This is a genomic window from Ruania alkalisoli, from assembly GCF_014960965.1.
GTDB classification, from domain to species: domain Bacteria; phylum Actinomycetota; class Actinomycetes; order Actinomycetales; family Beutenbergiaceae; genus Ruania; species Ruania alkalisoli.
This window is the reverse complement of the sequence record NZ_CP063169.1, coordinates 3,414,530-3,434,468: the sequence shown is the minus strand read 5'-3', so window position 1 is coordinate 3,434,468 and position 19,939 is coordinate 3,414,530. Positions and strand designations below refer to the sequence as shown.

Here is a 19,939-nt window from a genome sequence, read left to right as displayed (position 1 = left end):
CACCCATCACAACCCGACCCGTAGGACGCACCAGCTCTGGGAACCCCCACGCTGCGTACAACTACCCGAGTTCCAGGAGGAACACCAGTGGCGAAGGCCAAGTTCGAGCGGACCAAGCCGCACGTCAACATCGGCACGATCGGTCACGTCGACCACGGAAAGACGACGCTGACCGCGGCCATTTCGAAGGTGCTGGCAGACAAGTACCCGGACCTCAACACGGCGGCGGCGTTCGACATGATCGACAACGCGCCGGAAGAGAAGCAGCGCGGTATCACGATCAACGTCTCCCACCAGGAGTACCAGACGGAGAAGCGCCACTACGCGCACGTCGACGCTCCGGGACACGCTGACTACATCAAGAACATGATCACCGGTGCTGCACAGATGGATGGCGCGATCCTCGTGGTCGCAGCCACCGACGGCCCGATGGCGCAGACCCGTGAGCACGTGCTGCTCGCCCGCCAGGTCGGCGTGCCGTACCTGCTGGTGGCGCTGAACAAGTCCGACATGGTCGACGACGAGGAGATCCTCGAGCTCGTCGAGATGGAGGTGCGAGAGCTCCTCTCCAGCCAGGAGTTCCCCGGCGATGACCTGCCGGTCGTGCGCGTCTCCGCGCTGAAGGCACTCGAGGGCGACCCGGAGTGGGTCAAGGCCATCGAGGAGCTGATGGACGCCGTCGACGAGAGCGTGCCGGACCCGGTGCGTGACATCGAGAAGCCGTTCCTGATGCCGATCGAGGATGTCTTCACGATCACTGGCCGCGGTACCGTGGTCACCGGTCGTGTCGAGCGCGGTCAGCTGAAGGTCAACGACGAGGTCGAGATCGTCGGAATCCGTGAGTCGCAGAAGACGACCGTGACCGGTATCGAGATGTTCCGCAAGCTGCTCGACACCGCGGACGCGGGTGAGAACGTCGGTCTGCTGCTGCGCGGTACCAAGCGCGAGGACGTCGAGCGCGGTCAGGTCGTTGTGAAGCCGGGTTCGATCACCCCGCACACCAACTTCGAGGCCCAGGTCTACATCCTGGCCAAGGACGAGGGCGGTCGTCACAACCCGTTCTACTCGAACTACCGTCCGCAGTTCTACTTCCGCACCACCGACGTCACCGGCGTCATCGAGCTGCCCGAGGGCACTGAGATGGTCATGCCGGGGGACAACACCGAGATGACGGTTGAGTTGATCCAGCCGATCGCCATGGAGGAGGGTCTGGGCTTCGCTGTCCGCGAGGGTGGACGGACTGTCGGCTCCGGTCGTGTGACGAAGATCCTCAAGTGATCATCTGCCGGGAGTGATCCCGGCACCGGGGAAGGCCCGTCGGCACGGCCGGCGGGCCTTCCTTCTGCTACGGACGACTGTGTCCTGGGCGGTGTGGCTTAGGCCACCAGCCCGCAACTTGGGTAATCAGCGTCGGGTGTGGCAGACTAGTCAGGTTGCCTCGTGCAGAGGTGTGGGCGCATGTGTGTCGACTTCGGTCGGTCCATCTGCGGCCCCAGGTTCGCACGGATGAGCAACCATCCTGTTCGGTTCGCTCCCGACTGGCCCTCGCGGCCAGGCGGAGAACCACACAAGTCATCTTCCGACCGGCGCCCGATGAGGGTGCTCGCGGGAGGGATGTGTCGGAGTTTGCGACACGCCCGAGCGCGGGGGTCGGTCAGTTGCGGTACGAAGAGAGAGAGTCAGACGACGCCATGGCGGGACAGAAGATCCGCATCCGGCTCAAGTCCTACGACCACGAGGTCATCGACAACTCGGCGCGCAAGATCGTCGACACGGTGACTCGCGCTGGTGCAACGGTCGTGGGCCCGGTGCCGCTGCCAACCGAGAAGAACGTGTTCTGCGTCATCCGTTCTCCGCACAAGTACAAGGACAGCCGTGAGCATTTCGAGATGCGGACGCACAAGCGGCTGATCGACATCGTGGACCCGACGCCGAAGGCAGTCGACTCGCTGATGCGACTCGATCTCCCGGCGGACGTCAACATCGAGATCAAGCTCTGAGGACTCCCGTCATGACTTCACTTCCCCAGCAGTCCGAGCGGGTCGTCAAGGCCGTGCTTGGGACCAAGCTCGGCATGACCCAGGTGTGGGACGACGAAGGCCGGCTCGTGCCGGTCTCCGTGGTCCAGGTGGGCACCAACGTCGTGACCCAGATCCGCACCGTCGAGGCGGACGGCTATTCGGCCGTCCAGCTCGGCTTCGGCCAGATCGACCCGCGCAAGGTCACTCAGCCGCTCAAGGGCCACTTCGCCAAGGCCGGTGTGACGCCGCGACGTCACGTGGCCGAGATCCGTACCGCGGATGCCAGCGACTACCAGCTCGGTCAGGAACTGACCGCGGAGACCTTCGAGGTCGGCGCCAGCGTCGACGTTGTCGGAACCACCAAGGGCAAGGGCACCGCCGGCGTCATGAAGCGTCACGGCTTTGCCGGTGTGAGCGCCTCTCACGGTGCGCACCGTAACCACCGCAAGCCCGGCTCGATCGGTGGCGCAGCGACGCCGTCGCGTGTGTTCAAGGGACTGCGTATGGCTGGCCGCATGGGTCACGACCGACAGACCACCCAGAACCTGACCATCCACGCGGTCGACGCGGAGAAGGGCTTGCTGCTCGTCTCCGGTGCCGTGCCGGGCCCCAAGGGCGGCCTGGTCGTGGTTCGAACCGCCGCGAAGGGGGCCTGAACCCATGAGTACTGTGGTTGACAACGCGCAGACCACGTCCGTCGACGTGCTCGACGCCGCCGGTAAGAAGACCGGCACCGTGGATCTGCCAGCCGAGATCTTCGGTGTGCAGACGAACGTGCCGCTCATCCACCAGGTGGTCGTCGCTCAGTTGGCTGCTGCCCGTCAGGGCACCCACAAGGCGAAGACTCGCGGTGAGGTTCGCGGTGGTGGCAAGAAGCCATACAAGCAGAAGGGCACCGGCCGGGCTCGTCAGGGCTCGATCCGGGCTCCGCAGTTCGCCGGTGGTGGCACCGTGCACGGGCCGGTCCCGCGTGACTACAGCCAGCGCACGCCCAAGAAGATGAAGGCGGCTGCTCTGCGGGGAGCGCTTTCTGACCGTGCTCGCGCCGGCCGCGTCCACGTGGTTGAGTCGTTCGTCTCGGGCGAGACTCCCTCGACGGCGACGGCAACCTCGGTGCTGGCCAAGGCGGCTCTTGCGCGTCACGTCCTGGTCGTTCTCGACCGTGCGGACGAGCTCAGCTGGCTGAGCCTGCGCAACGTGCCGACGGCGCACCTGATCCACCCCGATCAGCTCAACACGTACGACGTGCTGGTCAGTGACGACGTGGTGTTCACGTCCGCAGCGCTCGAGGCGTTCCTGACGCCGGGCGGCGCTCGCGAGTCCGAGGAGGAGCAGAAGTGACCGCACTCACGAAGGACCCGCGCGACATCGTGATCGCGCCGGTGGTCTCTGAAAAGAGCTACAACCTGCTCGATGAGGGCAAGTACACGTTCGTGGTGGATCCGCGCTCGAACAAGACCGAGATCAAGATCGCGATCGAGCAGATCTTCGACGTCAAGGTTGACTCGGTCAACACGATCAATCGCAAGGGCAAGACGCGTCGGACCCGGTTCGGTCTCGGCAAGCGCAAGGACACCAAGCGCGCCATCGTCACCCTCCGCGAGGGCACCATCGACATCTTCGGCGGGCAGGTCGGCTGAGCCGGCCCCGCGTAGCACAGATTGAGGATCGAAACTCATGGGAATCCGTAAGTACAAGCCGACGACGCCGGGCCGCCGTGGCTCGTCCGTCGCCGACTTCGTCGAGGTCACCCGCACCACGCCGGAGAAGTCGTTGGTCCGTCCGCTTTCGAAGAGTGGTGGCCGCAACAGTTCTGGCCGGATCACTGCTCGTCACATCGGTGGTGGCCACAAGCGCGCCTATCGGGTGATCGACTTCCGTCGCCACGACAAGGACGGCGTTCCTGCGAAGGTCGCTCACATCGAGTACGACCCGAACCGGACTGCGCGCATCGCGCTGCTTCACTACGCCGACGGCGAGAAGCGGTACATCCTGGCCCCGGTGAAGCTCAAGCAGGGCGACCGCATCGAGAACGGCCCGGGTGCTGACATCAAGCCCGGCAACAATCTGCCGATGCGCAACATCCCGGTCGGTACGGTGATCCACGCTGTCGAGCTCAAGCCCGGTGGGGGTGCGAAGATCGCACGCTCGGCCGGCGCCTCCGTGCAGCTGGTTGCCAAGGATGGGCCCTACGCCCAGCTGCGGATGCCTTCCGGTGAGATCCGGAACGTGGACCTTCGGTGCCGTGCGTCGGTCGGCGAGGTCGGCAACGCCGAACAGTCCAACATCAACTGGGGCAAGGCCGGCCGGATGCGCTGGAAGGGCAAGCGCCCTCACGTGCGCGGTGTCGCGATGAACCCGGTCGACCACCCGCACGGTGGTGGTGAGGGTAAGACCTCTGGTGGCCGTCACCCGGTGAGCCCGTGGGGCCAGACCGAGGGTCGTACCCGCCGTCCGAACAAGCCGAGCGACAAGCTGATCGTGCGCCGCCGCCGCACCGGCAAGAAGCGCTGATAGGGAGAAGACGACGAGATGCCTCGCAGTCTGAAGAAGGGCCCCTTCGTAGACGGCCACCTGCAGAAGAAGGTGGATGGCCAGAACGAGCAGGGCACCAAGAACGTCATCAAGACATGGTCACGTCGGTCCGTCATCACGCCGGACTTCCTGGGCCACACCTTCGCGGTGCATGACGGTCGCAAGCACGTCCCGGTGTTCGTCACCGAGTCGATGGTCGGCCACAAGCTCGGGGAGTTCGCCCCGACCCGTACGTTCCGCGGGCACGAGAAGGACGACCGCAAAGCGCGTCGTCGCTGATACGCGGGTCACCGAGAAACTCTGAGTCTGAGAAGGCAGGACATCGATGGAAGCCAAGGCGCAGGCGCGATTTGTGCGCGTCACGCCCCAGAAGGCCAGGCGAGTCGTGGACATCATCCGCGGCAAGCAGGCTGATGAGGCCGTGGCGGTGCTCACCTATGCCCCGCAGGCGGCGGCAGAGACCGTTCGCAAGGTAGTCGAGAGCGCGGTGGCCAACGCCCGTGTGAAGGCGGACCAGGACTCCGTCGCGTTCAACAGCGGCGATCTGGTGATCGCCGAGGCGTACGTGGACGAAGGTCCCACGCTCAAGCGGTTCCGGCCCCGCGCACAGGGCCGGGCCAACCGGATCCTCAAGCGCACCAGCCACATCACTGTGATCGTGGCGGAACGACAGACCAAGGGAGGGGCTCGCTGATGGGCCAGAAGGTCAACCCCACCGGGTTCCGACTCGGCATCACCACCGATCACCGTTCCCGCTGGTTCGCTGACTCCACCAAGAAGGGGCAGCGGTACCGCGACTACGTCCGCGAGGACGTCCAGATCCGCAAGCTGATGGCCACCGGCCTTGAGCGCGCCGGTATCGCGAAGGTCGAGATCGAGCGCACACGCGACCGTGTGCGCGTCGACCTGCACACCGCACGGCCGGGCATCGTCATCGGCCGCCGTGGAGCCGAGGCCGACCGGCTGCGTGGTGAGCTGGAGAAGCTGACCGGCAAGCAGGTTCAGCTGAACATCCTTGAGGTGAAGAACCCCGAGATCGACGCTCAGCTGGTCGCGCAGGGAATCGCCGAGCAGCTTGCCTCGCGCGTCTCCTTCCGTCGCGCGATGCGCAAGGGCATGCAGTCCGCGCAGCGTGCGGGTGCGAAGGGGATCCGTGTGCAGTGCTCGGGCCGCCTGGGCGGTGCTGAGATGAGCCGGAGCGAGTTCTACCGCGAGGGTCGTGTTCCGCTGCACACTCTGCGTGCGTATGTGGACTACGGCTTCTTCGAGGCGCGTACCACCTTCGGCCGGATCGGCGTGAAGGTGTGGATCTACAAGGGCGACCAGACCGAGCGCGACTTCGCGCGTGAGCAGGCTTCCGCCGCTCCGCGCAACGCACGTGGACGCGGCGAGCGCGGCGGCCGCGGACGTCGTCCCGATGCGCGTGGTGGCCAGGCTGCCCAGGCCCCGGGTGCATCCGCTCCTGCGACCGACACTCCCGCAACCACTTCCGGCCCTGCTCCCAGCGGTGCCGGTTCCGAGACGGAGGCCTGAGCCATGCTCATCCCCCGGCGCACCAAGCACCGTAAGCAGCACCACCCCAAGCGTTCCGGCGTCGCCAAGGGCGGCACGACGATTGCCTTCGGTGACTACGGGATCCAGGCTCTCGAGCCGGCCTACGTCACCAACCGGCAGATCGAGGCCGCTCGTATCGCGATGACCCGGCACATCAAGCGTGGCGGCAAGGTCTGGATCAACATCTTCCCAGACCGTCCGCTGACCAAGAAGCCGGCTGAGACCCGTATGGGTTCCGGTAAGGGCTCGCCCGAGTGGTGGGTGGCCAACGTCAAGCCCGGTCGGATCATGTTCGAACTGGCCGGAGTTAACGAAGAGCTCGCTCGCGAGGCCTTGCGTCGCGCGCAGCACAAGCTCCCGATGAAGACGCGTTTCGTGCGTCGCGAGGGTGGTGACGTCTGATGGCTATCGGGTCGAAGGATCTGACGCCGGCCGACCTGGACGGCATGGACACCGAGCGGCTGTCCGCGGAGCTGAAGAAGGCCAAGCAGGAGTTGTTCAACCTGCGGTTCTCCTCGGCCACCGGCCAGCTGGAGGATCATGGACGACTGAAGACCGTGCGGCGCGACATCGCCCGCATCTACACGATCCTGCGGGAGCGTGAGCTCGGTATCCGTACCGCTCCGACCGCGGACGCGAAGTGAACGAGGCGAAGACGATGAGCAGCGAGAACATCACCGAGGCGCCGCAGCGCAACTACCGCAAGACCCGTCGGGGCTATGTGGTCAGCGACAAGATGGACAAGACCGTTGTGGTCGAGGTCGAGGACCGCGTCAAGCACGCGCTGTACGGCAAGGTCCTCAAGCGCACCAACAAGGTCAAGGCACACGACGAGGAGAACGTCGTCGGAATCGGAGATCTCGTCGAGATCATGGAGACCCGGCCGCTGTCCGCCACCAAGCGGTGGCGGGTCGTGGAGATCCTCGAAAAGGCCAAGTGACCACCACCGGAACCGTCCGAGTGACGGGTCCGGATGACGACCATCATCCGTTCGGCCAGGCTCGCTATCGGCGAGAACCGGCACGACGACAGGAGTAGATCGAATGATCCAGCAGGAGTCGCGACTCAAGGTCGCCGACAACACGGGTGCCAAGGAGATTCTGTGCATCCGTGTGCTCGGCGGCTCTGGACGTCGCTACGCCGGCATCGGCGACACCATCGTCGCCACCGTCAAGGACGCGATCCCCGGCGGCAACGTGAAGAAGGGTGACGTCGTCAAGGCGGTCGTCGTGCGCACGCGCAAGCAGCGCCGTCGTCCGGACGGTTCGTACATCCGCTTCGACGAGAACGCCGCGGTGATTCTGAAGAACGACGGCGAGCCGCGTGGTACGCGCATCTTCGGCCCGGTTGGGCGCGAGCTGCGTGACAAGCGGTTCATGCGCATCGTCTCGCTGGCCCCGGAGGTGCTGTAGACCATGGCAAAGATCAAGAAGGGCGACCTGGTGGTCGTCATCGCTGGCCGCGACAAGGGACAGCAGGGCCGTGTGCTCGAGGTGCAGCCGGAGAACGACCGCGTGGTCGTCGAGGGCGTTCAGCGGGTGCAGCGTCACACCAAGGTCTCGCAGAGCCAGCGCGGATCGAAGACTGGCGGCATCGAGACGATCGAGGCGCCGATCCACATCAGCAACGTGATGGTGGTCGACCCGGAGACCAAGAAGGGCAGCCGTGTCGGCTACCGCACCGAGGACGTCGAGCGTGACGGTCGGACGCGTACCCAGCGGGTCCGGGTGGCCAAGCGCTCCGGTAAGGACATCTCATGAGCACCGTGACCGCAAGCTCTGACAACGTGACTGCGCAGCTGCCCAGGCTGAAGTCCAAGTACCGCGAGGAGATCCTCCCGGCGTTGCGCGAGGAGTTCGACCACGCGAACGTGCACCAGGTGGCCGGTCTGACGAAGATCGTTGTCAACATGGGTGTGGGAGACGCGGCGCGGGACTCGAAGCTGATCGAGGGCGCCGTGCGGGATCTCACCTTGATCACCGGCCAGAAGCCGAGCGTCACTAAGGCCCGCAAGTCGATCGCGCAGTTCAAGTTGCGCGAAGGGCAGCCGATCGGCACGCACGTCACACTGCGTGGTGACCGGATGTGGGAGTTCTTGGATCGGCTGTTGACCCTGGCACTGCCCCGGATCCGCGACTTCCGTGGTCTGTCCTCGAAGCACTTCGACGGCAACGGCAACTACACGTTCGGTCTGACGGAGCAGTCGATGTTCCACGAGATCGACCAGGACAAGATCGACCGCGTGCGCGGTATGGACATCACGGTCGTGACCACGGCGACCACCGACGACGAGGGCCGTTCGCTGCTGCGGCGCCTCGGCTTCCCGTTCAAGGAGGACTGACGTGGCGAAGACCGCTCTGATCCAGAAGGCCAACCGTAAGCCAAAGTTCGCGGTGCGTTCCTACACCCGGTGCGCGAAGTGTGGACGTCCGCACTCCGTCTACCGCAAGTTCGGCCTGTGCCGCGTGTGCCTGCGTGAGATGGCGCTCGCCGGCCAGCTCCCCGGCGTCACCAAGAGCAGCTGGTAAAACGACTACGTCGCAGGTCCGACTAGGAAACCGCGACGAGGAAGGGCATCAGCCCGATGACAATGACTGACCCCATCGCCGACATGTTGACGCGCTTGCGCAATGCGAACTCGGCGTTCCACGAGACGGTTTCCATGCCGTACTCCAAGCTCAAGTCCCACATCGCGGAGATCCTGCAGGCGGAGGGCTACATCAGTGGCTGGACCGTCGAGGACGCCGAGGTGGGCAAGACTCTCAGCCTGCAGCTGAAGTTCGGGCCCAACCGTGAGCGTTCGCTCGCCGGTGTGCGCCGGGTTTCGAAGCCAGGGCTGCGTGTGTACGCGAAGTCGACCAACCTGCCCAGGGTGCTCGGCGGACTCGGAGTGGCGATTCTGTCCACCTCCTCTGGTCTGCTGACGGACAAGCAGGCAGCCAAGAAGGGCGTAGGTGGGGAAGTCCTCGCCTACGTCTGGTGATTGAGGGAGGAGCCACAAGTATGTCTCGCATCGGCAAGATCCCCGTCGCCGTGCCCAGTGGGGTGGACGTGTCCATCGACGGCCAGGCCGTGACGGTCAAGGGTCCCAAGGGCACGCTGTCGCACAATGTTCCCGCCCCGATCACGGTCACTCGTGATTCCGATGGCGCGATCGTGGTCAGTCGGCCGGACGAGGAGCGCGAGTCGCGCTCGTTGCACGGACTGACCCGCACTCTGATCGCCAACTGCGTGCAGGGTGTGACGCAGGGCTACGAGAAGAACCTCGAGATCGTCGGCACGGGTTTCCGTGTGCAGGCGAAGGGCTCCGATCTGGAGTTTGCGCTGGGCTTCTCGCACCCGGTCACAGTGACGGCACCGGAGGGCATCACGTTCAACGTCGAGTCGCCGACCAAGTTCTCGGTTGTCGGCATCGACAAGCAGGTCGTCGGTGAGGTTGCGGCGAACATCAGGAAGATCCGTAAGCCCGAGCCGTACAAGGGCAAGGGTGTGCGGTACGCGGGCGAGCAGGTCCGCCGCAAGGTCGGAAAGGCTGGTAAGTAGCCATGGCTGTGTCCATCAAGGGCAAGGGCAAGCGGACGGCACGAGCGCGTCGTCACCTGCGGGTCCGCAAGCGGATCACCGGTACCACCGAGCGTCCGCGTCTCGTGGTCAACCGCTCTGCGCGCCACATCGTGGCGCAGCTGGTGGACGACACCGCGGGCGTCACACTCGCGTCGGCCTCCTCGCTCGAAGCCGACCTTCGTGCGGACTCCGGCGACAAGACTGCCAAGGCGCGTCAGGTCGGTGAGCTGGTCGCCAAGCGGGCCAAGGCCCAAGGCGTCGGCCTCGCCGTGTTTGACCGAGGCGGCAACAAGTACCACGGACGTGTCGCGGCAGTGGCCGACGGCGCCCGCGAGGGAGGGCTGTCCCTGTGACCGTTCCTCAGCACACCAACGAGCAAAGGATCGCATGATGGCTGCTCCCCAGCGCAGCAGGACCGGTTCGTCCGCCGGCGCCGGCGGCGAGCGCACCAACGACCGTCGTGATCGTCGCGGCGGCGACAACCGTCGAGGCGACGACCGCAACACCTACGTCGAGCGGGTCGTGACGATCAATCGCGTCGCCAAGGTCGTCAAGGGTGGTCGTCGCTTCTCCTTCACGGCTCTCGTGGTGGTCGGCGACGGTGAAGGCACCGTCGGCGTGGGCTACGGCAAGGCCAAGGAGGTGCCGGCGGCGATTGCCAAGGGCGTCGAGGAGGCGAAGAAGAACTTCTTCAAGGTCCCGATGATCCAGAAGACCATCCCGCACACGGTGCAGGGTGAGGACGCCGCCGGTGTGGTGCTTCTTCGCCCGGCTTCTCCGGGTACCGGTGTTATCGCCGGTGGTCCGGTGCGCGCCGTGCTGGACTGTGCCGGCATCCATGACATCCTGAGCAAGTCGCTCGGGTCGTCCAACGCGATCAACATCGTGCATGCCACGGTGGCGGGTCTGAAGGCGCTTGAGCAGCCCGAGGCTGTGGCGGCCCGGCGTGGCCTGCCTCTCGACGAGGTCGCACCGCACGCGATGCTGCGGGCTCAGGCCGCGGGGCGCGCGGACGCCAGCGTCGACAAGGAGAGCGCCGAGGTGGCGTCATGAGTCAGCTGAAGGTCACCCAGAAGAAGTCCGCCATCGGCGGGAAGCAGAACCAGCGTGACACGCTGCGCTCGCTCGGTCTCAAGCGAATCGGCGATTCCGTCGTGAAGGAAGACCGTCCCGAGGTCCGCGGCATGGTCACCACGGTGGCGCATCTCGTCACCGTCGAGGAGGTTGACTGACATGGCCGAGAAGAAGAGCGGGGCTGCAGGCAAGAGCGCCGGGCCCGCACCTCTGAAGGTGCACCACCTGCGTCCCGCGCCCGGGGCACGCACCGCGAAGACTCGCGTCGGTCGCGGTGAAGCATCGAAGGGGAAGACCGCAGGTCGGGGCACCAAGGGCACCAAGGCTCGTTACCAGGTGCCCGCCGGGTTTGAGGGTGGTCAGACGCCGCTGCATATGCGTCTGCCAAAGCTGCGAGGGTTCAAGAACCCATTCCGTACCGAGTACCAGGTAGTGAACCTGGACAAGCTCAGTGCCCTCTTCCCGGAGGGCGGTGCGGTGACGGTGGAGGACCTCGTCGCCAAGGGCGCGGTCCGCGGCGGGAAGCCTGTCAAGGTGCTCGGCACCGGCGAGGTGAGCGTCAAGCTCGAGGTCACCGGCGTGAGCGCCGTGTCGGCCTCTGCCAAGGACAAGATCGTCGCTGCTGGAGGCAGCGTCGAGCTCGCCTGAGGTCTGCATGAACTCTGGGGACGGCGGCGTGGGAGTGCTCCCGCGTCGCCGTCTTCGTATCCAACCGTGGTTGCGACACTCCGCGGTGTTCTGTCTGCCGGACGAGGTCACGGCGCTGATGCCGTACCGTAGGCAGTCGGTACCTGTCATTCGTTCGACGGGGCTGGTGCTGTCGGCCTCGAGAACCCACTGATCCCTCCCAGGAGGACCATTGCTCAGCGCATTCGTCCGCGCGTTCCGTACGCCGGATCTGAGGCGGAAGCTGCTCTTCACGCTCGGGATCATGGCCATCTTCCGGTTCGGGTCGTTCGTTCCGACACCGGGGATCGACTACACCAACGTGCGGGTGTGCACCGCGCCCGGCACGGACGGGAGCGTCCTCGGCCTGGTGAACCTGTTCAGTGGTGGGGCGCTGCTGCAGCTGTCAGTGTTCGCACTCGGGGTCATGCCCTACATCACCGCCAGCATCATCGTGCAGTTGCTGCGGGTCGTAATCCCCCGATTCGAAGCTCTCCACAAGGAGGGGCAGTCCGGTACGGCGGTGCTGACCCAGTACACCCGCTATCTGACGATCGGCCTGGCTATCCTCCAGGCCACGACGATCATCACCGTGGCGCGTACCGGCAACCTGTACCCGGACTGCAACCTGGACATCCTCGTCGACGAGTCGGTGATGACGATCCTGCTGATGATCCTGACCATGACAGCCGGGACGGGTCTGATCATGTGGCTGGGAGAGCTCATCACCGAGCGCGGAGTCGGCAACGGGATGTCGCTGCTGATCTTCACCTCGATCGCCTCAAGCTTCCCCTCAGCATTCCGGCAGATCCAGCTGGCTGAGGACGGACTGATCAAGCTGGCGATCTTCGTCGTCATCTCGCTGCTGGTGATCGGTCTGATCGTGTTCGTCGAGCAGTCACAACGTCGTATCCCGGTTCAGTACGCCAAGCGCATGGTCGGGCGGCGTATGTATGGCGGGTCCAGCACGTACATCCCGATCAAGATCAACATGTCCGGCGTGATCCCGGTGATCTTCGCGTCCTCACTGATGGCTCTGCCTGTGCTGGCCGCGCAGTTCGTCGATGACCAGACCACACCGTGGGTGCAGTGGGTGGCGAGCAACCTCGCCGATCCCGGGCAGAACATCTACATCGCGGTCTACGTGGTGCTGATCCTGTTCTTCGCCTTCTTCTACACGTCGATCACGTTCAACCCCGACGACGTCGCTGACAACATGAAGCGCTACGGAGGCTTCATCCCGGGCATCCGGGCCGGCCGCCCGACGGCGGAGTACCTGCAGTATGTGATCACCCGCATCACCACAGCGGGCGCGATCTATCTCGCGATTGTCGCACTGATCCCGACGATCGCCTTCAAACTGATGGGAATCAGCACCACGATCCCGTTCGGCGGCACCTCGCTGTTGATCCTGGTGAGCGTGGGGCTGGAGACGGTCAAGCAGATCGATTCCCAACTGCAGCAACGGCACTACGAAGGGTTCTTGCGATGACGAATGCGCGACTGGTCCTGCTCGGTCCGCCCGGCGCAGGAAAGGGTACGCAGGCCGCCCGCCTGGCTGATCACCTGGGCGTCCCGGCGATCTCCACCGGCGATATATTCCGCAGCAACGTGGCCGAGGGTACCGAACTCGGACAGCTCGCCCAGAAGTACATGAATGCTGGTGAGTATGTGCCCGACGAAGTGACGAACCAGATGGTTGCCGGGCGGCTCTCCGAACCGGATGCGGCAGATGGGTTCCTGCTTGACGGATACCCCCGGACCGCATCTCAGGTGAACGAACTCGATCAGATGCTCGCTGGCAGGGGCGGGCTCACCCACGTGATCGAGCTGACTGCCGACACCGACGAGGTCGTCCAGCGACTGCTCAAGCGTGCTCAGGAGCAGGGGCGCGCCGACGACACCGAATCGGTGATCCGGCGACGGCTCGAGGTCTATGCCGAGCAGACGGCTCCGCTCGTCGACGTCTACTCCGAGCGCGGTCTGCTCATCCAGGTCGACGGAATGGGCGAGATGGACGAGGTCACCGAGCGGCTGACGGCCGTTCTCGCCTGACGATGTTCGGACGGTCGTCGATCGAGCTGAAGTCTCCCGACGAGATTCGCCTCATGCGCAGGGCGGGCCTGGTGGTTGCGGATGTACATGACGCTGTCAGGGACGCGATGACACACGGTGTGCGCACAAGGGACCTGGATGCTGTTGCAGCAGACGTGCTCGATTCGGCGGGAGCGCGATCGAACTTCCTCGGCTACCACGGCTTCCCCGGTGTTCTGTGCGTTTCCGTCAACGACGAGGTCGTGCACGGCATTCCCGGTGATCGCGTCCTGCGCGAGGGTGACGTGGTTTCGGTCGACGCCGGCGCGATCATCGAGGGTTGGCACGGTGATGCGGCCTTCACCGCCATCGTCGGTGAGAGTGACCCTAGCGACCGGGCGATGGTGGACGCGGCGGAGGTAGCGCTCTGGGACGGGATCGCAGCGCTTGCAGGTGGCGGGCGGCTAGGGGTGGTCGGTGACGCGATCGAGGACTCCCTCGAGTCGAGGGAGACCAGATACGGGATCATCCGCGACTACGTCGGTCACGGAATCGGCACGGCGATGCATCAGCCACCCGACGTGCTGAACTACCGTTCCACGCACCGGGGTCCCAAGATCAAGGCGGGTCTGTGCGTAGCGATCGAGCCGATGATCACGCGTGGGACAGAGGAGACCTCAGTGCTCGAGGACGAGTGGACTGTCGTCACCACTGATGGCTCCAGGGCAGCGCACGCTGAGCACACTGTCGCTGTGCATGAGGACGGAATCTGGGTGCTGACGGCCCGAGACGGTGGCGCCGGAGCCCTGGCAGCGTTCGGTGTGACCCCGGTGCCGCTCGACTGACACGGGACCCCGTCTGGCCACGACCCGGACCACGGTCTCAGGGACCGGGATCAACCGCAGTCTTGCTCGCTCGTCGTCGACGAGTTGCCTGTGGATGGGAGGCTGCTGTGGCGAGCCCTGGATGCTAGCGTCGGCCTCACTCAGCCCGGGAGGTGAGGCACTATGGCGCGTCCACAGCCGCCGCGTCCTCAGGGTGTGCCACGCCTTCCGCGCGATGCCGAGATTCCGGACGCGGTGCTGGCTACATTGTCGTCCCACTATCCGCTGACGGTTATCAGGGGTCCCCGCGGCTATGGCAAGACCAGCGCCCTCCTGCAGTGGTTCGACATCAGTCCCGACCGGCCTCAGACCGTGTACGCGGCGCTGACCATGGAGAGCAACTTCGGCGACGGGTTTTGGTCGGAGGTCGCGGTGGCGCTCACCGTCGCCGGGCTGCCTGACGGTGGTGACGATGCGCGCACCGCAGTCACTGAGTTCCTGCGCACCCATCCCATGCCGCTGCTCCTGGTCATCGACGACATGCACGAGGCTGGACTGCACGAGGATCCTGGAGCGATCGATGACGAGCTGGTCGACCTCGTCAAGCACAACGACCAGCTGTACGTGGTGGTCGCAGGGCGAACGCTCCGTCCGATCGAAACGACCGGGACGTTGTCCGTTGACGCCGCGGTCATCGATCCGGACGACCTCCGCCTCACCGGGGATGGCGTGTTTCGCCTTGCGCGTCGCCTCGGAGCGGAACTGACGAAGGACGAGGCTCAGCAGGTTGCAGTGGACCTTGGCGGATGGCCGTCAGCCATCCGCGCCGGCCTGGTCCGGTCGAGTGGTGATGGTGCTCCTGCGACGATCGATCGCGACGTCGTTGAACACTACGTGGCTGCAATGGTGCGCGATCTGCGGTTCGAGAAGGTCCGGGCCTTCTTGTTGCGCACGGCGATCCCAGAGGAGTTCGATCTTGAGATCGCGCGCGAGATCGTTCCCGAGGGAAACACCGCTCGGCTCTTGCGCAACGTGCTGATGGCTGGCCTGATCTACGAACGCGAAACCGTTGCTGGACCGCGCTACTCCTACGCCCCGGCGATCAGGTCGGCCCTCGTACGCATGGTCCGAGAACGGCACCCAGAGCTCGAGATCGAGGTGCACCATGCGCTCATGCGGTACGCGGAGCGGCGGCAGCTACCCGCGCAGGTGCTCTCGCATGCCGCGCGAGCAGGCGAGTGGGAGCGCGCGCTGGACGTACTCGACCACGACTGGGACCGGTTGCTGGTGGAAGAGCCGCTGTTGCTGGGCGAAGTTGCGCGTATGTTCCCAGCGCCGTTGGTTGCCGAGAACGCCCGGCTGCGGGTGGCAGTCGACTATCTGGACGGCGATGTGGTTCCTCGTGATGGACGGCACCGTCGGCGCGGCCCGGACTCTCCTGCCCTCTACGCGGAAGTACTCCGCCAACACGCGGATCTACGGGATAGGACGACGCCGTCGGGCCACGACGGACAGGACGTGCAGATGGTCCTGCTCCAGTGGGGTGTCGCCAGCGCACTGCACGGCGAGCTGGATATCGCGCTGTACGCGTTCTCGCAGGCGCGTGCGGTCGCGCTCCTGGACGGCGCAGGCAAGCAGACTGCCGTATTCGGAACGACAGGGCTCGCGCTGGTGCATGCCATCCAGGGGGAACCGCGCACCGCCCTGCGTTGGCTTGCCGAGCTCGAGCTAGAGCCAGGCCAGAACAATGGGATCCTCGGCGCCAGCGCATCCGTGGCCCGTGCACTCGCCAGTGTCGATGCTGCTGGCGAGGACGCGAACGAGACCGTTGCAGCCCTACCAGAACGTCATCATCGGGACGAACTGTGGGCGCTGGCGGTCTTCGTCCGGGCACATCACGCCGTGCTCGCCGGAAGCCGCGATGACATCGTCGCTGTCACTAACGAACTGCGGGCAGCTGTGCGCTACCTCAGGCGAGGTTCACGCGCCGAGGCGCTCTTGACCGAGACCCTGGTGGAAGCGCTGCTGGCTGCGGGAATGGCGGACGTCGCACACCAGGTGGTCGCTCGCGTCGAACCCCACCAGCTGGTCCGTGTCAGCCAGGCGAAGCTGGCGTTGCATGAGCACGCTTACGACGAGGTCGTGCGACATGCCTCCAGGGTGCTGGACTCACGTGCACTGACGCAGCGGTATTCCATGGAGTGCCGGGTCCTGCTTGCTGCTGCTTTTCACGCCACGCGGCAAGCAGGTCGCGCCGCGGAGGCCTTTGACACAGCCGTCTCGCTCGCTCAGCAGACTGGTCAGCGACGGCCGTTCGTACTGATGGGCAGGCATGCATTCGTGGCCCTTGCGGCCAGCGACGGTGATGTCCTGAGACTCTGGCCCGGTCCCCACAGGGCCGAGCCACCGGCGACCGAGTCGCGCGGCTTCAGTGCGCTCACATCCCGCGAACTGGAGATCCTCGAAGCGCTCGCGGATCACCCGGGCCCGGTGGGGATCGCCCAAGCCCTCGGTCTGTCGGCCAACACGGTGAAGACTCAGCTGCGGTCCGTCTACCGAAAGCTCGACGTGTCCAACCGTGCGGAGGCCCTGGCCGCCGCACGGCGGCAAGGGTGAGAACCGGCATGGTTGACGTGTCGCCTGGGTTGCCCCGGCTATCCACGTCGTACGTGCCGCCGTCGGAACTGGCCGCCACCACGACGGCCCTGCCGGCCGTGACCGTGGTCCGGGCCCCCCGTGGCTGGGGCAAGGCCTCCTGGGTGCGATGGATGGTGACACGGTCCACAGAGGAGGTGCTGCCCGTCTGGGTGCGCCTCACACCGGGCCTCGATGAGCGGGGGTTCTGGCACCGAATGCGGCACGCGGCTGGCGTGAGCGCAGCGATTGAGGATTCTCGTGCAGACAGTGCCGCGTTCGCTGCGGTGCTCGGTGCGCAAGCGGCACGCCGGGCCCGTCATGTCGTGCTTGTTCTCGATGGCTATCACCACGTGACGGACCCGCGCATCGATCGCGGGGTCGTCGGTCTCGTTCGTCGAGGAGGCCTGATCCGTACAGTGGTGCTGACGCGGCGGGAACAGCCGATCGAGCACCTGCTGTTGGCAGAACCTGGCGCGACGCTCGTCCGCGCACCCGACCTCGCACTCGGAGCGGACGAGGTGGCGCAGAACGCGGAACTGTCTGGCCGGCCGATAGATCGCGAGGAAGCGGCGGCGCTGTGTGCCGACGTCGGTGGTTGGCCGGCGCTGGTTCGCCTACTGCTCCGGGATCGCCAGAGCCGGGCGCCTCGCGGCGGGTTGGAGCGGTTCCTCGCCGCAACGCTACGAGAACCGGATGCAGCGGAATTTGCCCAGCCATTGATGGTCCTCTCCGCTTCAGAACATCTGGATGGACCAACGCTCGCGGACCTGTGTGGCGAGGACGCGACGCCGGAATCGGTACGTCGCGTGCTCGCGGAGTCCGGATTGCTGGTCGGGGGCCAGATCCCGGAGCGGATCCGACAGGCAGCGGCCGCGCTGCTCGCTGAGACCGATCCGCCTCTGGCACGGCGCGTGCGCCAGCGCCTCGCGGACCGATGGCGTGGTGCCGGTGACGCCGTGCGGGCATTGGAACAGGCAGTTGCGGCCGAGGACCATCGGCTGATCGAAGAACTTGCCACCAGCTCGTGGATGTCGCTCCTCGATCATCCGGATGTTGCCTCACGCGCTCTGGCACAACTGCCGGATCGTCTGGTGGCCCAGCGAGCGGAGCTGCTGCTCCTGCGGTCAGGTGGCGAGCTCAGAGCGAGGCGCCCCGTGACGGACGAGTTCGGTCAGTCGCCTGCGCTCGCGCGTGTACCTGAGCTCCTCGAGCGGCTCGCACTGAGGCGGTTGCTGGCGGTCGATCTGGCGCGCGCTCAGCACACATTCGCTGAGCTCTATCGCAGCGTCGAGGTGCCGGGGAAGCCACGACAGAGGCGGACGGCTGCCGCGGGGCATGCGCTGGCGTCGGCCCTGCTCGGTCAGCGCCGCCGCGGTCTCGCGTGGTACGAGCTGGCCGAGTCTGTGACCGAGGCCCGTGCTCTCCACGACATCGGGGCGTGCCTGGCGGGCCTGGCACGGTGGGTGCTGCACTTCGACGGGGCAGAACCGGGCAGTCCCGCCTCCATCGAGACCAGCGGCTGCCCAGTACCCGAGTTGGTCGAACTGGCGGAGGTCATTGAGGCTGCGTTCGCTGTGCGCGATCCGGCCTCACATGATCTGATGCGTGTCGAGTTCGCGAGCGATCGGGTAGACGCCGATGAGACGTCTCCGTTGATCGTGTCGGTAGCGCTCTCGCTGCAGGTCGACGTGTTCCTGCTGGCCGGCGAGCTCGACCGCTGCCGATCACTACTGGCCCGGACCAGCGGCGGGCTGCGAGTCGCCGAGACCCTCGCTGCCCGGGTGGACCTCTACACCGGAGACAACGTGGGCGCGCTGCGGCGGACCGGAGGTTTCGATCAGTGGGCAGCGGCTCATCCCCGCCGCGCGGTGGGACTCGCACTCGTACGAGCCTGTGCGCAGCATCGCCTGGGGCTCCACACGGAGGCGAAGGACACGCTGCGATTCGCCGTGACAGTCGCCCAGATGCACTGGCTCGTCAGTGCGTTCTTAATGGTGCCGCGGCAGGATCTGCTTGCCATTGCGGGTGAGCAGCAAGACCTGCGAGCATTCCTCGACCGGATTCCCTTCGATCGCACCGGACCCGGCTACCCACCTCCGGGGGCCCCGGTCCATCTCACCGACCGGGAGTTCGCCGTTCTGCGCGATCTTCAGGGCCCGTGGTCTCTTACGGTCCTGGCACACCGGAGTTACGTCACCGTCAACACCGTGCGCACCCAGGTCCGTGCCATCTACTCCAAGCTCGGCGTGCACACGCGGGCGGACGCGGTGCGCCGAGGTCGTGAGCTCGGGCTGCTACCGCCAGAGTCGTGATCGGGAGGTACCGCCGCCGTACACGGATGTGAGGCAGACCGCAGCCCTTGTGACCGCTGCGAACTTCCCACGAGGGGACCCATGCCGTAACATAGACCGTTGGGCGTGCTCTGCCACCTGCACACATCGTCCGACCACTCCCTGGCTGGCCCCTCGGCCGTGCCGTGGAGTGCGCGAACGATGGCAGGTGGTGCACAGAGACGTCGGTGTCAGAACAGCACTGCAGTTAGCGGAGGATATGGGTAAGAAGGACGGTGTCATAGAGATCGAGGGCAGCGTGGTCGAGGCTCTGCCGAACGCGATGTTTCGCGTGGAGCTCAGCAACGGTCACAAGGTTCTCGCTCACATCTCAGGCAAGATGCGACAGCACTACATCCGGATCCTCCCCGAGGACAGGGTGGTGGTCGAGTTGAGCCCGTACGACCTGTCCCGCGGCCGTATCGTCTACCGCTACAAGTAATCCACCCTCCGAGCACGCCGGTCTCGGCGCCAGGGGCCCAGCGGGCCCGGTGTGTGTCGCGCCCGGCAAAGGGAATCCACCATGAAGGTCAAGCCGAGCGTCAAGAAGATCTGCGACAACTGCAAGGTCATCCGTCGTAGCGGGACCGTGCGCGTGATCTGCACGAACCTGCGGCACAAGCAGCGTCAGGGCTGACAGCCCCGATGCACGTCGCGTCACCTGGTGACGCACCACAGCGCATCATCGTCCGTCGTCCGC

At 65.7% G+C, this 19,939-nt stretch carries 29 protein-coding genes; all 29 read left to right on the top strand.

What is annotated here, in order from left to right; genetic code table 11:
- Positions 1-87 precede the first annotated feature (87 nt).
- The 29 genes from tuf to rpmJ all read left to right on the top strand — a co-directional run bounded on the left by tuf (position 88) and on the right by rpmJ (position 19,876).
- Positions 88-1,278: an elongation factor Tu gene (gene tuf / locus IM660_RS15265; protein ID WP_193496682.1), complete on the top strand. Its 1,191-nt coding sequence runs from the start codon at positions 88-90 to the stop codon at positions 1,276-1,278.
- A 413-nt stretch (positions 1,279-1,691) separates the two neighbouring features.
- Positions 1,692-2,000, top strand: a complete 309-nt coding sequence (gene rpsJ, locus IM660_RS15260; protein WP_068249654.1) for a 30S ribosomal protein S10 — start codon at positions 1,692-1,694, stop codon at positions 1,998-2,000.
- A gap of 11 nt (positions 2,001-2,011) precedes the next feature.
- On the top strand, positions 2,012-2,677 hold the full coding sequence (rplC, locus tag IM660_RS15255) for a 50S ribosomal protein L3 (RefSeq protein ID WP_193496681.1): 666 nt from the start codon (positions 2,012-2,014) through the stop codon (positions 2,675-2,677).
- A gap of 4 nt (positions 2,678-2,681) precedes the next feature.
- Positions 2,682-3,362, top strand: coding sequence for a 50S ribosomal protein L4 (gene rplD, locus IM660_RS15250; RefSeq protein ID WP_193496680.1), 681 nt, complete (start codon positions 2,682-2,684; stop codon positions 3,360-3,362).
- Positions 3,359-3,661 (top strand): 50S ribosomal protein L23, encoded by a 303-nt coding sequence (gene rplW, locus IM660_RS15245; protein WP_193496679.1) that lies wholly within the window; start codon positions 3,359-3,361, stop codon positions 3,659-3,661. The genes rplD and rplW overlap by 4 nt, the downstream gene beginning before the upstream one ends.
- 37 nt (positions 3,662-3,698) lie before the next feature.
- Complete coding sequence (rplB, locus tag IM660_RS15240) at positions 3,699-4,535, top strand: 50S ribosomal protein L2 (protein WP_193496678.1); 837 nt, start codon at positions 3,699-3,701, stop codon at positions 4,533-4,535.
- Positions 4,536-4,553: 18 nt separating this feature from the next.
- Entirely contained in the window at positions 4,554-4,835 is a 282-nt protein-coding gene (rpsS, locus tag IM660_RS15235) for a 30S ribosomal protein S19 (RefSeq protein WP_193496677.1), read from the top strand.
- A gap of 46 nt (positions 4,836-4,881) precedes the next feature.
- On the top strand, positions 4,882-5,250 hold the full coding sequence (gene rplV, locus IM660_RS15230) for a 50S ribosomal protein L22 (RefSeq protein ID WP_159622917.1): 369 nt from the start codon (positions 4,882-4,884) through the stop codon (positions 5,248-5,250).
- A complete protein-coding gene (gene rpsC, locus IM660_RS15225) occupies positions 5,250-6,089 on the top strand; it encodes a 30S ribosomal protein S3 (protein WP_193496676.1) in 840 nt (279 codons plus the stop codon). The genes rplV and rpsC overlap by 1 nt, the downstream gene beginning before the upstream one ends.
- 3 nt (positions 6,090-6,092) lie before the next feature.
- The gene (gene rplP, locus IM660_RS15220) at positions 6,093-6,512 is read left to right on the top strand and encodes a 50S ribosomal protein L16 (RefSeq protein WP_159622919.1); all 420 of its coding nucleotides are present in this window, start codon (positions 6,093-6,095) and stop codon (positions 6,510-6,512) included.
- Entirely contained in the window at positions 6,512-6,754 is a 243-nt protein-coding gene (gene rpmC / locus IM660_RS15215) for a 50S ribosomal protein L29 (RefSeq protein WP_159622920.1), read from the top strand. Before rplP ends, rpmC begins: the two co-directional genes overlap by 1 nt.
- A 14-nt stretch (positions 6,755-6,768) precedes the next feature.
- On the top strand, positions 6,769-7,050 hold the full coding sequence (gene rpsQ / locus IM660_RS15210; protein WP_193496675.1) for a 30S ribosomal protein S17: 282 nt from the start codon (positions 6,769-6,771) through the stop codon (positions 7,048-7,050).
- Between the two features lie 103 nt (positions 7,051-7,153).
- A complete protein-coding gene (rplN, locus tag IM660_RS15205; RefSeq protein ID WP_159622922.1) occupies positions 7,154-7,522 on the top strand; it encodes a 50S ribosomal protein L14 in 369 nt (122 codons plus the stop codon).
- Between the two features lie 3 nt (positions 7,523-7,525).
- Positions 7,526-7,870: a 50S ribosomal protein L24 gene (rplX, locus tag IM660_RS15200; protein ID WP_193496674.1), complete on the top strand. Its 345-nt coding sequence runs from the start codon at positions 7,526-7,528 to the stop codon at positions 7,868-7,870.
- Positions 7,867-8,451 carry a 50S ribosomal protein L5 gene (gene rplE / locus IM660_RS15195; protein ID WP_193496673.1) on the top strand — a complete coding sequence of 195 codons (585 nt, stop codon included), beginning with the start codon at positions 7,867-7,869 and terminating at the stop codon, positions 8,449-8,451. The genes rplX and rplE overlap by 4 nt, the downstream gene beginning before the upstream one ends.
- 1 nt (position 8,452) lies before the next feature.
- Positions 8,453-8,638, top strand: a complete 186-nt coding sequence (locus tag IM660_RS15190; RefSeq protein ID WP_159622925.1) for a type Z 30S ribosomal protein S14 — start codon at positions 8,453-8,455, stop codon at positions 8,636-8,638.
- 56 nt (positions 8,639-8,694) lie between these two features.
- The gene (rpsH, locus tag IM660_RS15185; protein WP_159622926.1) at positions 8,695-9,093 is read left to right on the top strand and encodes a 30S ribosomal protein S8; all 399 of its coding nucleotides are present in this window, start codon (positions 8,695-8,697) and stop codon (positions 9,091-9,093) included.
- A 20-nt stretch (positions 9,094-9,113) separates the two neighbouring features.
- Positions 9,114-9,653 carry a 50S ribosomal protein L6 gene (gene rplF, locus IM660_RS15180; RefSeq protein WP_193496672.1) on the top strand — a complete coding sequence of 180 codons (540 nt, stop codon included), beginning with the start codon at positions 9,114-9,116 and terminating at the stop codon, positions 9,651-9,653.
- A 2-nt stretch (positions 9,654-9,655) separates the two neighbouring features.
- On the top strand, positions 9,656-10,027 hold the full coding sequence (gene rplR / locus IM660_RS15175; protein WP_193496671.1) for a 50S ribosomal protein L18: 372 nt from the start codon (positions 9,656-9,658) through the stop codon (positions 10,025-10,027).
- Between the two features lie 37 nt (positions 10,028-10,064).
- Complete coding sequence (gene rpsE / locus IM660_RS15170) at positions 10,065-10,727, top strand: 30S ribosomal protein S5 (protein WP_193496670.1); 663 nt, start codon at positions 10,065-10,067, stop codon at positions 10,725-10,727.
- Positions 10,724-10,906, top strand: a complete 183-nt coding sequence (gene rpmD, locus IM660_RS15165; RefSeq protein ID WP_159622930.1) for a 50S ribosomal protein L30 — start codon at positions 10,724-10,726, stop codon at positions 10,904-10,906. Before rpsE ends, rpmD begins: the two co-directional genes overlap by 4 nt.
- Position 10,907: 1 nt before the next feature.
- Complete coding sequence (gene rplO / locus IM660_RS15160) at positions 10,908-11,396, top strand: 50S ribosomal protein L15 (RefSeq protein WP_210768998.1); 489 nt, start codon at positions 10,908-10,910, stop codon at positions 11,394-11,396.
- A gap of 211 nt (positions 11,397-11,607) precedes the next feature.
- Positions 11,608-12,906 carry a preprotein translocase subunit SecY gene (gene secY / locus IM660_RS15155; RefSeq protein ID WP_193496669.1) on the top strand — a complete coding sequence of 433 codons (1,299 nt, stop codon included), beginning with the start codon at positions 11,608-11,610 and terminating at the stop codon, positions 12,904-12,906.
- Positions 12,903-13,469 (top strand): adenylate kinase, encoded by a 567-nt coding sequence (locus IM660_RS15150; protein WP_193496668.1) that lies wholly within the window; start codon positions 12,903-12,905, stop codon positions 13,467-13,469. Before secY ends, IM660_RS15150 begins: the two co-directional genes overlap by 4 nt.
- Before the next feature lie 2 nt (positions 13,470-13,471).
- Positions 13,472-14,293 carry a type I methionyl aminopeptidase gene (map, locus tag IM660_RS15145; RefSeq protein WP_193496667.1) on the top strand — a complete coding sequence of 274 codons (822 nt, stop codon included), beginning with the start codon at positions 13,472-13,474 and terminating at the stop codon, positions 14,291-14,293.
- A 162-nt stretch (positions 14,294-14,455) separates the two neighbouring features.
- Positions 14,456-16,888: a LuxR C-terminal-related transcriptional regulator gene (locus tag IM660_RS15140; protein WP_193496666.1), complete on the top strand. Its 2,433-nt coding sequence runs from the start codon at positions 14,456-14,458 to the stop codon at positions 16,886-16,888.
- Positions 16,889-16,896: 8 nt separating this feature from the next.
- Positions 16,897-19,221, top strand: coding sequence for a MalT transcriptional regulator family protein (locus tag IM660_RS19880; RefSeq protein ID WP_193496665.1), 2,325 nt, complete (start codon positions 16,897-16,899; stop codon positions 19,219-19,221).
- Between the two features lie 238 nt (positions 19,222-19,459).
- On the top strand, positions 19,460-19,681 hold the full coding sequence (gene infA / locus IM660_RS15130) for a translation initiation factor IF-1 (RefSeq protein WP_159622943.1): 222 nt from the start codon (positions 19,460-19,462) through the stop codon (positions 19,679-19,681).
- A gap of 81 nt (positions 19,682-19,762) precedes the next feature.
- Positions 19,763-19,876 (top strand): 50S ribosomal protein L36, encoded by a 114-nt coding sequence (rpmJ, locus tag IM660_RS15125; RefSeq protein ID WP_159622945.1) that lies wholly within the window; start codon positions 19,763-19,765, stop codon positions 19,874-19,876.
- Positions 19,877-19,939: the final 63 nt, after the last annotated feature.

Bases quoted from the DNA above. Each gene is read 5' to 3' on its own strand.
- rpsJ (WP_068249654.1), top strand. From the start codon at position 1,692: ATGGCGGGACAGAAGATCCGCATCCGGCTCAAGTCCTACGACCACGAG.
- rplC (WP_193496681.1), top strand. From the start codon at position 2,012: ATGACTTCACTTCCCCAGCAGTCCGAGCGGGTCGTCAAGGCCGTGCTT.
- rplD (WP_193496680.1), top strand. From the start codon at position 2,682: ATGAGTACTGTGGTTGACAACGCGCAGACCACGTCCGTCGACGTGCTC.
- rplB (WP_193496678.1), top strand. From the start codon at position 3,699: ATGGGAATCCGTAAGTACAAGCCGACGACGCCGGGCCGCCGTGGCTCG.
- rpsS (WP_193496677.1), top strand. From the start codon at position 4,554: ATGCCTCGCAGTCTGAAGAAGGGCCCCTTCGTAGACGGCCACCTGCAG.
- rplV (WP_159622917.1), top strand. From the start codon at position 4,882: ATGGAAGCCAAGGCGCAGGCGCGATTTGTGCGCGTCACGCCCCAGAAG.
- rpsC (WP_193496676.1), top strand. From the start codon at position 5,250: ATGGGCCAGAAGGTCAACCCCACCGGGTTCCGACTCGGCATCACCACC.
- rplP (WP_159622919.1), top strand. From the start codon at position 6,093: ATGCTCATCCCCCGGCGCACCAAGCACCGTAAGCAGCACCACCCCAAG.
- rpmC (WP_159622920.1), top strand. From the start codon at position 6,512: ATGGCTATCGGGTCGAAGGATCTGACGCCGGCCGACCTGGACGGCATG.
- rpsQ (WP_193496675.1), top strand. From the start codon at position 6,769: ATGAGCAGCGAGAACATCACCGAGGCGCCGCAGCGCAACTACCGCAAG.
- rplN (WP_159622922.1), top strand. From the start codon at position 7,154: ATGATCCAGCAGGAGTCGCGACTCAAGGTCGCCGACAACACGGGTGCC.
- rplX (WP_193496674.1), top strand. From the start codon at position 7,526: ATGGCAAAGATCAAGAAGGGCGACCTGGTGGTCGTCATCGCTGGCCGC.
- rplE (WP_193496673.1), top strand. From the start codon at position 7,867: ATGAGCACCGTGACCGCAAGCTCTGACAACGTGACTGCGCAGCTGCCC.
- rpsH (WP_159622926.1), top strand. From the start codon at position 8,695: ATGACAATGACTGACCCCATCGCCGACATGTTGACGCGCTTGCGCAAT.
- rplF (WP_193496672.1), top strand. From the start codon at position 9,114: ATGTCTCGCATCGGCAAGATCCCCGTCGCCGTGCCCAGTGGGGTGGAC.
- rplR (WP_193496671.1), top strand. From the start codon at position 9,656: ATGGCTGTGTCCATCAAGGGCAAGGGCAAGCGGACGGCACGAGCGCGT.
- rpsE (WP_193496670.1), top strand. From the start codon at position 10,065: ATGGCTGCTCCCCAGCGCAGCAGGACCGGTTCGTCCGCCGGCGCCGGC.
- rpmD (WP_159622930.1), top strand. From the start codon at position 10,724: ATGAGTCAGCTGAAGGTCACCCAGAAGAAGTCCGCCATCGGCGGGAAG.
- rplO (WP_210768998.1), top strand. From the start codon at position 10,908: ATGGCCGAGAAGAAGAGCGGGGCTGCAGGCAAGAGCGCCGGGCCCGCA.
- IM660_RS15150 (WP_193496668.1), top strand. From the start codon at position 12,903: ATGACGAATGCGCGACTGGTCCTGCTCGGTCCGCCCGGCGCAGGAAAG.
- map (WP_193496667.1), top strand. From the start codon at position 13,472: ATGTTCGGACGGTCGTCGATCGAGCTGAAGTCTCCCGACGAGATTCGC.
- IM660_RS15140 (WP_193496666.1), top strand. From the start codon at position 14,456: ATGGCGCGTCCACAGCCGCCGCGTCCTCAGGGTGTGCCACGCCTTCCG.
- IM660_RS19880 (WP_193496665.1), top strand. From the start codon at position 16,897: ATGGTTGACGTGTCGCCTGGGTTGCCCCGGCTATCCACGTCGTACGTG.
- infA (WP_159622943.1), top strand. From the start codon at position 19,460: ATGGGTAAGAAGGACGGTGTCATAGAGATCGAGGGCAGCGTGGTCGAG.
- rpmJ (WP_159622945.1), top strand. From the start codon at position 19,763: ATGAAGGTCAAGCCGAGCGTCAAGAAGATCTGCGACAACTGCAAGGTC.